The organism is Ralstonia sp. SA306 (assembly GCF_054792405.1).
Genome location: NZ_CP096452.1, coordinates 1,657,612 through 1,671,745 on the forward strand (window position 1 = coordinate 1,657,612; position 14,134 = coordinate 1,671,745).

A 14,134-nucleotide genomic window follows, 5' to 3' on the forward strand; every position below is an offset into this window, starting at 1 on the left:
TGACGCCCTGCCCCGCTTTCACGCATGCCCGAGACCAAGTCGCCCAAGCCCGCCACTCCACGTAAAACCACGGCCGCACTCAACGCGGCCAAGCCACCCGGCAGCACAGCCAAATCGGTGACCAGGCCGGCTGAAATGCCGAGCGCGGCACCGCCCACCACGGCAGCGTCCCCATACGCCCCGGCCATCTGCTACGTGCATCCGCTGCAACTGGGCAGGCTCGACCGATGGGACGGCGTGCTCGATCGCATCGCCTCGTTGGGTTTCGATCATGTGTTGATGGCGCCGCCATTTGCGGTGGGTGCGGCCGGCAACGTCTTCGTCACCCGCGACCATGCGCAATTGCATACGGCGCTGGGCGGCGGGCAGGCTGACGCAGCCCTCGCCAGGCTTGCCGAAGGCTGCCGCTCGCGCGGGCTTACGTTGCTGCTCGATCTGGTGATCGACCGCGTGGCGGTGGATGCGCCCCTGCGCGCCGACCATCCCGACTGGTTCGCCAGCCACGCCGAAGACGGCGACGCGCTGGACCCACGCCTGCCGCCCTCGCACCTTGAAGTGGCGTCCTTCCGGCACGACGACCCGCGCAGCGCAGATGCCATCCTCACGTGGTGGGCTCAGCAACTGCGCGCCTGGGCCGCGTTGGGCATCGGCGGGTTCCGCTGTGAAGCGCCCGCCCGCCTTCCTGCAGACCGCTGGCGCGCGTTGATTGCCGACGTGCGCAAAGACGCCGGCGCCGTGCGATTCCTGGCGTGGACGCCCGGCATGGACGGCGCTGCGGTCGATGCGCTGGCAGGTGCCGGCTTTGACGCGACATTCTCATCGCTGCGCTGGTGGGATTTCCGCGGCGGCTGGATGGTGGAAGAGCACGCGCGCCTGGCGGCTGTGGCCCCGCCCATCGCCACGGTGGAAGCGCCGTTCGGCACGCGCTACGGCCAGGCATTTGGCGACGCGATGGTCCGTGAGCGCGCCTATCGCCGCCTCCTGCACGTGGCAGACACGCTCGATGCCGGCTGGCTGATGCCGCTGGGCTTCGAACGCGGCGCGCTGCTGCCGATGCTGGCTGAGCGCGGAGACCCATCCGACCAGCAATGGATCGATGCCCATGCCGCGTTCGACCTGAGCGACGCCGTGCGCGATGTGAACGCCACCATCCGCGCCGCGCGCGAGACGAACACCGTGGCGCCGCACGCCGAACTGCGCATGCTGACCGGCCCCGACGCACCCGCCACCGCCCTGCTGCGCGCCGATGGCCCTGACCTGCGGGCCGGCGATGCCGCCACGCTGACCGTCATCAACCCCGATCTGCACATGGGCGTATCGGTGCATGCCGATCACTTCCTGCCCGGCGTGGCCGGCGGCTTTACGCGCGGTGTGGCGCTGGACCTGCTGACCGAACCCGTTGGCAGTTGCGACGACACGCTGCGTGCCAATGCACGGCCCTTGGCCGAGATCGACCTGCTGCCCGGCGACGTGCAGGTCTGGCGCGTGTTCCGCAATGCCCCGGTGCGCACTCCCGCAGCGGGCAAACCCGCCAAGAGCCAGCGCGCCAAGGCCGGCGAAGCGAAAGAACCAGTGAACGCCGCCATTGCGTCGCCGCGCATCGGCATCGAACAGGTGCAGCCCTCCGTTGAAGACGGCCGCTTTGCCGTGAAGCGCCTGGTGGGCGACGACATCATCATCGAGGCCGATGTGCTGATGGACGGGCACGACAAGTTGGGCGTGCACCTGCTGTGGCGCGCGCAAGATGAAGACGCCTGGCAGCACGTACCGATGGTGCCCCTGGGCAACGACCGCTGGCGCGGTGCATTCCGGCCCGAACGGTTGGGGCGGCACGCCTATGCCGTGGCCGCGTGGCGCGATGCGTTCGGCACCTACCGGTCTGAACTGGAGAAGAAGCACACCGCCGGCGTGGACGTGACGCTGGAGCTGGAAGAAGGCGCGCGGCTCGTCGCACAGGCGGCCGAACATGCGCCCAAGGACGCACCGGTCGACGCGTTGCACAAGCTTGCCCACTTGTTGGCCGAGGCCGACCACGCGCACCGTCTCAAGCTGCTGCTGGACCCTGTAACCGCCCACGTGATGGCACAGGCTTCGCACTACCGGCCGTTCTATGTGGAAAGCGTGGCGTATCCGCTGGACGTGGAACGCGATGGCGCGGCGTTCGCGAGCTGGTACGAGCTGTTCCCCCGCTCGGCATCGGATGACGAACAGCGGCACGGCACGTTTGACGATGTGATCCGCCGCCTGGGCGCCATTCGCGGCATGGGCTTCGACGTGCTGTACTTCCCGCCCATCCACCCCATCGGGCGCACCAACCGCAAGGGCCGCAACAACAGCCTGCGCGCAGAGGCCGACGACCCAGGCAGCCCATACGCCATTGGCGCTGCCGAAGGCGGGCACGATGCTATCCACCCGCAGCTCGGCACACTCGAAGATTTCCGCCGACTGGTGCGCGCCGCGCGTGAGAAAGGCCTGGAACTGGCGCTCGACTTTGCCATTCAATGCTCGCCCGACCACCCCTGGCTGCGCGAGCACCCCGGCTGGTTTGCATGGCGCCCCGACGGCAGCATCAAATACGCCGAGAACCCGCCCAAGAAGTACGAAGACATCGTCAACGTCGACTTCTACGCCGACGACGCCAAACCCGGCCTGTGGACCGCACTGCGCGATGTGGTGATGTTCTGGGCCGACGAGGGTGTGCGCCTGTTCCGCGTCGACAATCCGCACACCAAGCCGCTGCCGTTCTGGGAATGGATGATCGGCGAGGTGCGTGCGCGCTATCCGGATACGGTGTTCCTGTCGGAAGCCTTCACGCGCCCCAAGGTGATGTACCGGCTGGCGAAGGTGGGGTTCTCGCAGTCGTACACATACTTCACGTGGCGGCATACCAAGCAGGAATTCATCGATTACCTGACCGAGCTGACGCGCACGCCGGTGCGTGAATATTTCCGCCCGCACTTCTTCGTCAACACGCCGGACATCAACCCGGTGTTCCTGCAGACATCGGGCCGGCCGGGCTTTTTGATTCGTGCGGCGCTGGCGGCCACGCTGTCTGGCCTGTGGGGCGTCTATAACGGGTTCGAGCTGTGCGAAGGCGCGCCGGTGCCGGGCAAGGAGGAGTACCTCGACTCAGAGAAGTACCAACTGCGCGCGTGGGACCACAACCGCCCCGGCAACATTGTCAAAGAGATTGCGCTGCTCAACCGCATCCGCCGGGCCAATCCGGCGCTGCACTCGCACCTGGGCGTGACGTTCCAGCCGGCCTCGGGCGAGCACATCCTGTTCTTCAGCAAATCGACGCCGCCCGTGGTGCCGGCGCAGGTGGGAACCTCGCCGGCCGAATTGGCCAACGCCCTGCCGTCAGACCGCTTTGGCGACAACACGGTGTTCGTGGCCATCAACCTCGACCCGCACCACGCGCACGAATCCGATATCGAACTGCCATTGTGGCAATGGGGCCTGCCTGACCACGGCGCGCTGATGGCCGAGAACCTGGCGAGTGATGGGGGGGCACAGCGCACCGTGTGGCGCGGCAAGTGGCAGCACATCCGTCTTGAACCCGAGCAGCCGTTTGCCATCTGGCGCGTGCGCCCGGCCCTGCCATCGGAGGAACAACCGTCATGACGCGCAATCCGACCGCGCTGCTGGTAGACGACGCGCTCTGGTACAAGGACGCCGTCATCTATCAGCTGCATGTCAAATCGTTCTGCGATTCCGACAACGACGGCGTCGGGGATTTCCCCGGGTTGATCTCCAAACTCGACTACATCGCCGAGCTTGGGGTGGACGTCATCTGGCTCCTGCCGTTCTATCCGTCGCCGCGCCGTGACGACGGCTACGATATCGCCGAATACCGCGGCGTGCACCCCGATTACGGCAGCATGGCCGACGCGCGCCGCTTCATTGCCGAGGCGCATGCGCGGGGCCTGCGCGTGATCACGGAACTCGTCATCAACCACACGTCGGATCAGCACCCGTGGTTTCAGCGTGCGCGGCGCGCCAAGCCGGGTTCTGCGCTGCGCGACTTCTATGTGTGGTCCGACAACGACAAGAAGTACGCCGGCACGCGCATCATCTTCATCGATACCGAGCCTTCCAACTGGACGTGGGACCCGGTGGCCAAGGCGTATTACTGGCACCGCTTCTATTCGCACCAGCCCGATCTCAACTTCGACAACCCGCGCGTGCTCAAAGCCGTGATCGGCGTGATGAAGTTCTGGCTGAACCTGGGCGTGGACGGCCTGCGCCTTGACGCCGTGCCTTACCTCGTCGAGCGCGAAGGCACCTCGAACGAGAACCTGCCCGAGACACACGAAGTGCTGCGCAAGATTCGCGCGGCCATGGATGGGGAATTCAAGAACCGCCTGCTGCTGGCCGAGGCCAACCAATGGCCAGAAGACACCCAGGAGTACTTTGGCGCCGGCGACGAATGCCACATGGCGTTCCACTTCCCGCTGATGCCGCGCATGTACATGGCGATTGCGCGCGAAGACCGCTTCCCGATCACCGACATCATGCGTCAGACGCCGGAGGTGCCCAGCGGCTGCCAATGGGCCATCTTCCTGCGTAATCACGACGAACTGACGCTCGAAATGGTGACCGACGCCGAGCGCGATTACCTCTGGGAGGTCTACGCCAGTGACCGCCGCGCGCGCCTGAACCTCGGTATCCGCCGCCGCTTGGCACCGCTGCTGGAACGCGATCGCCGCCGCGTCGAGTTGATGAACAGCCTGCTGTTTTCGATGCCAGGCACGCCCGTCATGTATTACGGCGACGAAATCGGCATGGGCGACAACATCCACCTGGGCGACCGCGACGGCGTGCGCACGCCAATGCAGTGGTCACCCGACCGCAACGGCGGGTTCTCGCGTGCCGACCCTGAACAGCTCGTGCTGCCCGCCATCATGGGCTCGCTGTACGGCTATGAATCGGTGAACGTGGAAGCGCAGAGCCGCGACGCGCATTCGCTGCTGAACTGGACGCGCCGGCTGCTTGCCACACGCAAGCGGCATCGCGTGTTCGGGCGTGGTTCCATCCAGTTTCTGCAGCCGTCCAACCGCAAGGTGCTGGCGTATATACGCGCGCTGGAAGGCGAAGCGCCCATCCTGTGCGTGGCCAATCTCTCCCGCGCCTCGCAAGCCGTGGAGCTGGACCTGTCCGCCTTTGCGCAGCGCGTGCCGGTGGAGCTGATTGGCGGGACGGCGTTTCCGCCGATCGGCCAGCTGTCGTATCTGCTCACGCTGCCGCCCTACGCGTTCTATTGGCTGGAGCTGCGCGAGAACGAGCCGGGCCCGAGCTGGTCGCAACCTGCCGCCGAGCAGTTGCCGGAGTTCACGACGCTGGTGCTGCGCGCGGGGCTGGATGCCCTGGCCGACACACGCCAGCGCGAGGCGCATCGCCAGTTGATCGAACGCGAAATCCTGCCGACCTATCTGCCCAAGCGCCGCTGGTTTGCCGCCAAGGACAGCGTGCTGCGTAGCTCGAAGTTTGCCTGGGGCGCGACCGTGCCGGTGGATGCCGCATCCACCAACCGCCCGCTGGCCGGGGCGACGCGGCCAGAGGTGTTCTTCAACGAAGTGGCCGTCACGCTGGGCAGCCCCGACGGCAGCGAGCGCGTCGAACGCTACCTGCTGCCGCTTTCCATCGCGTGGGAATCGGCCACGCTACCGGCACTGCCGATTCAGCTCGCCCTGGCGCGCGTGCGGCGCGGCCGCCATGTCGGCTACCTGACCGACGCCTTCACCACCGAGACCTTCGCCCGCGCGCTGCTCACCAACCTCGTGCGCGGCGCCACGCTGGAAGCCAATGACGGCACCGTGCGGTTCGAGCCCGAACCGAACATCGCGGAGCTGGCGGAACCTGCCGTGCCGCCTGAAGCCGGCAGCACACGGCCTGCACCGCTACCGCTGGCGCCCGACACACCCGTCCAATGGCTGGCTGCCGAGCAGTCGAACAGCTCGCTGGTGATTGGCGAGTCGGTCATCGTCAAACTCATCCGTCGTATCGCAGCGGGCATCCACCCCGAGGTGGAGATGACGCGCCACCTCACGCGCGTCGGCTATGCCAACACGGCGGCGCTGATTGGTGAGATCTCTCACCACGCTGCCGACGGCGAACGTGCCACGCTGGCCGTCATGCAGAGCTTCGTTCCCAACCAGGGCGATGCCTGGACATGGGCGCTGGACTACCTGCGACGCACCATCGACGAACTGGCTGTGCAGATGGAAGGCGTGACCTCGGGCGATGGTGAATCGTCCCCCGTGGCCGTCTCGGAAGCGCGCATGGATACCGACGAGGCATTGGCCGGCTACGTCAACTTTATCGGCGTGATTGGCACACGGCTGGGCGAACTGCATGCCGCGCTGGCCGCGCCCACCGAAGACCCGAACTTCGGCGTGCGCATTGCTGATACCGACGATGCCGCCTACTGGACCACCCGCGTGAGCGAACAGCTCAATCGGGCGCACGACTACCTGACGGCATGGCAACGGCAAAACCCCGACAGCCCACGGCAACCCGACGTGCAATGGCTGCTGTCGCAACACCAGGCGTTGCTCGACGCCGCGCGCATGCATGCCGAAGACGGCCTGGGCGCCACGCTCTCGCGCATCCATGGCGATTTCCACCTCGGCCAGGTGCTGGTGGCGCAGGGCGATGCCTACTTGATCGATTTTGAAGGCGAGCCCTCGCGCTCCGTGGAAGAGCGCCGACGCAAGACGAGCCCACTGCGCGACGTGGCCGGACTGATGCGCTCGCTCGACTACGTGGTGGGCGCCATGCGCCAAGGCCCCGAACACGTGGCCGGCCCCGCGCAGGAGCGCCGCAACGTCCTGCTGGAGCGGTTCCGCGCGGCGTCCACCGAACGCTTCCTGGAGGCGTATGCCGCTGCGATTCGCGGGCCCGATCTGAACGCGCTGGATCAGCCCGTGGTCGACTTTCACCTGCTCGATCTTTTCCTGCTGGAAAAGGCCGCGTACGAGGTCAACTACGAAGCGTCCAACCGCCCGACCTGGCTACCGATTCCACTGGAAGGCTTCACGCGCGTGGCACGCCGCCTGCTGCAGGCAGAGCCACCATCACCTGCTGCAGAAGACTCGACGGGAGGCCCACCGTGACCGCACTCGACTTTGCCTCTCCAACCAAAACCACCGCCGCCCCCGAGGCGCCGATCGTGCTACCAGCCGGTGTGGACCAGATGCGCCTCGATGCGCTCACGCATGGCCGCCTGGGCGATCCGTTTGCCGTGCTGGGGCCGCATCGCGTGGACACTGACGACGGCGCACGCTGGGTGGTGCGCGCGTTCTATCCCGGTGCGCGCCGTGTGCAGGCCATCGACGCGCGCGGCCAGATCATTGCCGAGATGACGCCGGTGGGCCGCACTGGACTGTTCCACGGCCCACTGCGCGCCGATGCGCAAGACGTGTACGGCCACCCGGACCTTTATCGCCTGCGCATCATCTGGCCCGCGGGCACCGGTCATGAAGCCGTGCAGGAAACCGAAGACCCGTACGCCTTCGGCCTGCTGCTGGGGGATCTGGACCTGCACCTGCTCAACGAAGGCACGCATTGGGCGCTGGCAACCTGCCTGGGCGCGCAGGCCATGCGCATCGACGGCATCAGCGGCGTGCGCTTTGCGGTGTGGGCACCGAATGCGCAGCGCGTGTCGGTTGTGGGCGACTTCAACCAATGGGACGGCCGCCGACACCCCATGCGCCTGCGCCACCAGGCCGGTGTGTGGGAACTGTTCCTGCCCAGTGGCTTGGGCGTCGGCCCCGGCACGCGCTATAAGTTCGAGTTGATCGGCGCCGACGGACACCTGATGGTCAAGGCCGACCCCGCCGCCCGCCAGACTGAACCGCCGCCCGCCACCGCATCGGTGGTGGCCGACCCGGCGCCGCTGCGCTGGAGCGATGACGACTGGATGCAAACGCGCGCCGAACGCCAGAAGCCCGACGCGCCCATCAGCATCTATGAAGTGCATGCCGGCTCGTGGTTGCGCGATCTGGAAGACGGCGGCCGCAACCTGCATTGGGATGAGCTGGCTGACCGCTTGATTCCCTACGTTACGGCACTCGGCTTCACGCACATCGAACTGCTACCCGTAGCGGAACATCCGTTCGGCGGCAGTTGGGGATATCAACCACTCGGGCTGTTCGCGCCGTCCGCGCGCTTTGGCTCGCCCGAGGCGTTTGCGCGTTTTGTTGATCGCTGTCATCAGGCAGGCCTGGGCGTCATCGTCGACTGGGTGCCCGCGCACTTCCCAACCGACGCGCACGGGCTGGCGCAGTTTGACGGCACCGCGCTGTACGAACACCAGGACCCGCGCGAAGGCTTCCATCAGGACTGGAACACGCTCATCTACAACTTTGGCCGCAACGAAGTGCGCGGCTTCCTCATCGCCAGCGCGCTGGAATGGCTGGAGCGCTTTCACATCGACGGCCTGCGCGTGGATGCCGTGGCGTCGATGCTCTATCGCGACTACTCGCGCCGCGCCGGCGAATGGGTGCCCAACCACTATGGCGGCCGCGAAAACCTTGAAGCCGTGGCGTTCCTGCAGCAGATGAACACCGTGGTGCACGAGCGATGCCCCGGCGCCATCACCATCGCCGAAGAATCGACTGCGTGGCCCGGCGTGACCGCCCCAGTGGAATTCAACGGCCTGGGCTTCGACTACAAGTGGAACATGGGCTGGATGCACGACACGCTGCACTACATGCAGCGCGACCCGGTGTACCGGCAGCACCATCACGACGGCATGACGTTCGGGTTGGTGTACGCATTCTCCGAGCACTTCATCCTCCCGATCTCGCACGACGAGGTCGTGCACGGCAAGGGCTCGCTGCTGGGCAAGATGCCCGGCGATGAATGGCAGCGGCTGGCGAACCTGCGCGCCTATCTGGCGTTCATGTGGACGCATCCGGGCAAGAAGCTGCTGTTCATGGGCTGCGAGTTTGGACAAGTAGGCGAATGGAACCACGATGCATCGCCCGAATGGCACCTGCTCGATGACCCACGGCACCGTGGCGTGCAGCGGCTCGTACATGACCTGAACGCGCTGTACCGGAATGAACCGTCATTGCATGCGCGCGACACCGCACCCGAGGGGTTCAACTGGGTGATTGGCGACGACCGCACCAACAGCGTGTTTGCGTTCCTGCGGCTGGATGGCGACGGGCGGCCGATGCTGGTGGTGGCAAACATGACGCCGGTGCCACGAGAGGGATATCGCATTGGTGTGCCGCCCGCCGATGGCGCCACGCATTGGCAAGAGGTGCTGAACACAGACGCCGCCGTGTATGGAGGCAGCGATCTCGGGAACGGTGGGGCGGTGGATGTGGACCACGTGGCTGCACATGGGCAGGGGCAGTCGTTGGTGTTGAGGCTGCCGCCGTTGGGGGTTGTGGTTTTGAAGGTTTGAGTTTTTTGCTGGTGGTGCGCCCCTTGTTTCATCCCCTGCCGGGGCTGACTCACTTTTCTTTGTCTTGCCAAAGAAAAGTAAGCAAAGAAAGGCGCGCCCAAGATGGCGACCCATTCCTTGAATTTTCATAACCGGACGGAGACGGGGAAAACTCGCTTCGCTCAGACAGTTCCCCGTCTTTTTTCCGCCCGCTTACGAAAATTCAAGGCGCCATCTAGGGCAAAAACGGCCAACGCGGCGGAGCACTAAGGTAAGCGACAAAGCCGGGGCGCTGCTCGGCGAACTGATGGAGAGAGAACGTATTGCGCCTGCACTCGATGGTTTGCTTTTTCTGCCCTTGATGGCGCCTTGGATTTTTGTTGCGGGGAGGATCAAGAAGGGAGGCCTGTCTGAGCGCAGCGAGTTTGCCTCCCTTCCCTCCCCGCGACACAAATCCAAGGAGTCTTTCGCCATCTCGGGCGCGCCTTTCTTTTGCTTACTTTTCTTTGGCAAGACAAAGAAAAGTGAGTCGGCCCCGGCAGGGGGCGAAAGGGAGGCAAACCACCAACGCAAAGACAACTCTGAAACCAACGAACTGATGCTCCGCTTCCCCAAAACCCTTGCCCCCGGCAAACCCTTCCCCCTAGGCGCCCAATGGGACGGCCTGGGCATCAACTTCGCTGTCTTCTCCGCCAACGCCAGCAAGATCGAACTCTGCATCTTCGATCCGGCCGGCCGCAAGGAACTGACCCGCTTCGCACTGCCCGAATGCACCGATGAGGTCTGGCATGGCTACCTGCCCGGCGTGGAAGCCGGCCTCGTCTACGGCTACCGCGCCTACGGCCCGTGGGAGCCGCAGCATGGCCATCGCTTCAACCCCCACAAGCTGCTGCTCGACCCCTACGCCCGCCGGCTGGCAGGCGCGCTGCGCTGGTCCGATGCGCTGTTCGGCTATCGGCTGAACTCCAATCGTGGCGACCTCTCATTCGACCGCCGCGACAGCGCCCCCGCCATGCCCAAGGCCGTTGTCACCGACGAGTCGTTCAACTGGGGCAACGACATACGCCCCAACACGCCGTGGTCGCGCACGGTCATCTATGAAGGACATGTGCGTGGGATGTCGATGCTGCGCGAAGACTTGCTGCCGCCTGAGCGCGGCACCTTCAGCGCGCTGGGCGACAGCGTCTTCATCGAGCGCCTGCAGCGGCTGGGCATCACCGCCATCGAGCTGCTGCCCATTCACGCCTTCCTGCAGGACCAGTTTCTGGTAGAGCGCGGCCTGCGCAACTACTGGGGCTACAACACACTGTGCTTCTTTGCGCCGGAGCCGTCGTACCTGTCGGCGCCATCGCTGCATGAGCTGAAGGTGGCGATCCGGCGGCTGCATGCGGCGGGCATCGAGGTGCTGCTCGATGTGGTCTACAACCACACGTGTGAAGGCAGCGAACTGGGGCCGACGCTATCGTTCCGCGGGCTCGACAACGCGAGCTACTACCGTCTCGTGCCGGGCCAGGAGCGCTACTACATCAACGACACCGGCTGCGGCAACACACTCAACCTGTCGCACCCGCGCGTGCTGCAGATGGTGATGGATTCGCTGCGCTACTGGGTCAACGCCTTCCATGTGGATGGCTTCCGTTTTGACCTGGGCGTCACGCTCGGGCGCGAGGGCAACGGCTTCGATCCGGGCTCCGGCTTCTTCGATGCCATACGCCAGGACCCGGTGCTCTCCACCGTCAAGCTCATCGCAGAGCCCTGGGACGTGGGCCCCGATGGGTATCAGGTCGGCAACCATCCGCCCGGCTTTGCCGAATGGAACGACCGATTTCGCGATGGCATCCGCCGCTTCTGGCGTGGCGATTCCGGACAGCGCCCAGACCTTGCCGCACGCCTGACCGGCAGTGGCGACCTCTTCGACCGCCGCCACCGCCGGCCCTGGGCGTCGGTCAACTACGTGGCCTCGCACGACGGCTTCACGCTGCACGACCTCGTGAGCTACGCCGACAAGCACAACGAGGCCAACGGCGAAGACAACCGCGACGGCCACAACGACAACTGCAGCGCCAACTGGGGCACGGAAGGCCCGACGGACGACACCGCCATCCAAGCCCTGCGTGAACGCGTGACACGCGCGCTGCTGGCCACGGTGTTCTTCTCCAACGGCACGCCGATGCTGCTGGCGGGCGACGAGTTCGGCCGCACGCAAGACGGCAACAACAATGCCTACTGCCAAGACAACGCGCTGTCCTGGCTCGATTGGTCGTTGCTGGAGAAAGACCCGGGGCAGGCGCTCGCGCGCTATACGGCACGGCTGATCGCGTTGCGCAAGGAAAGCCCCGCGCTGCGCTGGCCGCATTACGTGCACGGCAACACCGAGATCCTGCCCGGCGTGCCGGACATCGCCTGGTTTGATGAGCGCGGTCAGGTGCTCTCGCCCGACGCGTGGAACGACAGCGAGGCACGTGCGTTGGCGCTGCGCCGCGCATGTGTCGAGACCATCGACGGCGAAGCGCGTCCGCATGTGGCACTGCTGCTCATCAACGGCGCCGCCACGGACCTGACCTTCACGCTGCCCGAGCCGGCCATGGATTGGCAAATCGCCATCGATAGCGCAGCACCAGAGCAGGACACCCGCCCGCACGGCAGCGGCACGCTGAAAGTGGCGGGGCGCAGCGTCGTGCTGTTGCTCGCCACGCAGCTCGCCACGATCGCCCATATTGCCGGGCAGCCCGATGCAGACGTCAGTGGCGAAACCCTCGGGCACGTTCCCGAAACGCACAACGCCCCGCCACACGAAACACCCGTACAGCCCATCCCCGACGAGGAGCGCACTGCCCCAACCGCCGGCCCCGCAGCCACCGACGACAATGGAGACGCCACGCGATGACCGCACCCGCCCCCCGGTTCGCGCACGACATGCCGTTTGGCGCCACCGTCCTGGCTGACGGCAACACCCGCTTCCGCCTGTGGGCACCTGACGCGACCGCCGCCTGGATCGACCTAGACGAGGCGCGCGGCAACGAGGCCATCCGCATGGACGCCGAACCCGACGGTTGGTATGCGGGGGTAGCACCCGTGGGCGCCGACACGTGCTATCGGTATCGCATCACCAATCGGGACGGCGTGACGCTGTCCGTACCCGACCCAGCCGCACGCGCACAGTGGCAGGACATCCCCGGCCCAAGCCTCGTCGTCGATCCGCAGCGCTACCGCTGGCAGCACGCCAACTGGCAGGGCCGGCCCTGGCACGAGACGGTGTTGTACGAACTGCACGTCGGCACGCTGGGCGGCTTCAAGGGTGTGCGCGGGCGGCTGCCCGAACTGGCACGGCTGGGCATCACGGCCGTCGAGTTGATGCCGGTGGCGGAATTTCCGGGCGCGCGCAACTGGGGCTACGACGGCGTATTGCCCTTCGCGCCCGACGCCAGCTATGGCACGCCGGACGATCTCAAGGCGTTGATCGACACTGCCCACGGGCTGGGCATGATGGTGTTTCTCGATGTCGTCTACAACCACTTCGGGCCCGACGGCAATTACCTGCACCACTACGCGCGCCGCTTCTTCCGCGACGATGTGCATACGCCCTGGGGCGCAGCGATCGATTTCCGCATGCCGCAGGTGCGCGAGTTCTTCATCCAGAACGCGTTGATGTGGCTAATGGAATACCGCTTTGACGGCTTGCGACTCGACGCCGTGCATGCCATCACCGAGCGCGACTGGCTGGGCGAACTCGCCGCTCGCGTGCAGTTGTCGGTCGAACCCGGCAGGCATGTGCACCTCGTGCTGGAGAACGAGCACAACGCCGCATCGCTGCTGCGCGATGGCAACACCCATGGCGACTTCGAAGCGCAGTGGAACGACGACGGCCACAACGTGCTGCACGTGCTGCTGACCGGCGAGCGCGAAGCCTATTACGCGGCCTACGCCGATGCCCCAGCAGAGCGCCTCGCGCGCGTACTGCAGGACGGTTTCTGCTACCAGGGCGAGCCGTCACCCATCCACGAAAACGCACCGCGTGGCGAACCTAGCGCGCACCTGCCGCCCAACGCGTTCGTGCTGTTCCTGCAGAACCACGATCAGATCGGCAACCGCGCCTTTGGCGAACGGCTGACGCAGCTTGCGCACCCCGATGCGTTGCACGCCGCGCAAGTGCTGTTGCTGCTGAGCCCGCAGATTCCGATGCTCTTCATGGGTGAAGAATGGGGCAGCACGTGCCCGTTCCAGTACTTCACCAGCCACCACGGCATGCTGGCCGAAGCCGTGCGGGAAGGCCGGCGTCGGGAGTTTGCGAAGTTCGAGGCGTTTGCCGATCCGCACCAGCGCGAGCGCATCCCCGACCCGAACGACGAGCGCACCTACCTCGCCTCCTGCCCCGGCGAGGCGAACCTGACCCAACCCGGGCCACTCAACACGCTGAACCGCATGCACCGCCTGCTGGCGCTGCGTCACGCGCAAATCATCCCGCGGCTGCCCAATGCGCGAGCACTCGACGCGGTGGCGCTGGGCCACGCCGGCGCCATTGCCCGCTGGCGCATGGGCGATGGCAGCGTGCTTACGCTGATGCTCAATCTGGCCGATCAACCCGTGGCGGTGCCCACGGTCCTGGCAGGCAGCCCTGCCGATCTGCTGCACGAATCTCGTGAAGGTGCGGCCGCAGCGCTCATCGCGCACCGCCTGCCGGAGCGCGCGTGCGTGGCATTGCTGCACACGCCGTCGCCTACCTGACGGCTGACAACC

The 14,134-nt window shown here is 66.0% G+C and carries 5 protein-coding genes; all 5 read left to right on the forward strand.

Translation table 11 applies throughout. The annotated features are described in order from the left end of the window. Positions 1-24 precede the first annotated feature (24 nt). The 5 genes from M1D44_RS24000 to treZ all read left to right on the forward strand — a co-directional run bounded on the left by M1D44_RS24000 (position 25) and on the right by treZ (position 14,122). A complete protein-coding gene (locus tag M1D44_RS24000) occupies positions 25-3,624 on the forward strand; it encodes a maltotransferase domain-containing protein (RefSeq protein ID WP_316852597.1) in 3,600 nt (1,199 codons plus the stop codon). Then, a complete protein-coding gene (gene treS / locus M1D44_RS24005; protein ID WP_316852598.1) occupies positions 3,621-7,115 on the forward strand; it encodes a maltose alpha-D-glucosyltransferase in 3,495 nt (1,164 codons plus the stop codon). The genes M1D44_RS24000 and treS overlap by 4 nt, the downstream gene beginning before the upstream one ends. Further along, the gene (glgB, locus tag M1D44_RS24010; protein ID WP_316852599.1) at positions 7,112-9,418 is read left to right on the forward strand and encodes a 1,4-alpha-glucan branching protein GlgB; all 2,307 of its coding nucleotides are present in this window, start codon (positions 7,112-7,114) and stop codon (positions 9,416-9,418) included. Before treS ends, glgB begins: the two co-directional genes overlap by 4 nt. A gap of 577 nt (positions 9,419-9,995) precedes the next feature. Continuing rightward, a complete protein-coding gene (gene glgX, locus M1D44_RS24015) occupies positions 9,996-12,284 on the forward strand; it encodes a glycogen debranching protein GlgX (RefSeq protein WP_316852600.1) in 2,289 nt (762 codons plus the stop codon). Further along, positions 12,281-14,122 (forward strand): malto-oligosyltrehalose trehalohydrolase, encoded by a 1,842-nt coding sequence (gene treZ / locus M1D44_RS24020; RefSeq protein WP_316852601.1) that lies wholly within the window; start codon positions 12,281-12,283, stop codon positions 14,120-14,122. Before glgX ends, treZ begins: the two co-directional genes overlap by 4 nt. Positions 14,123-14,134: the final 12 nt, after the last annotated feature.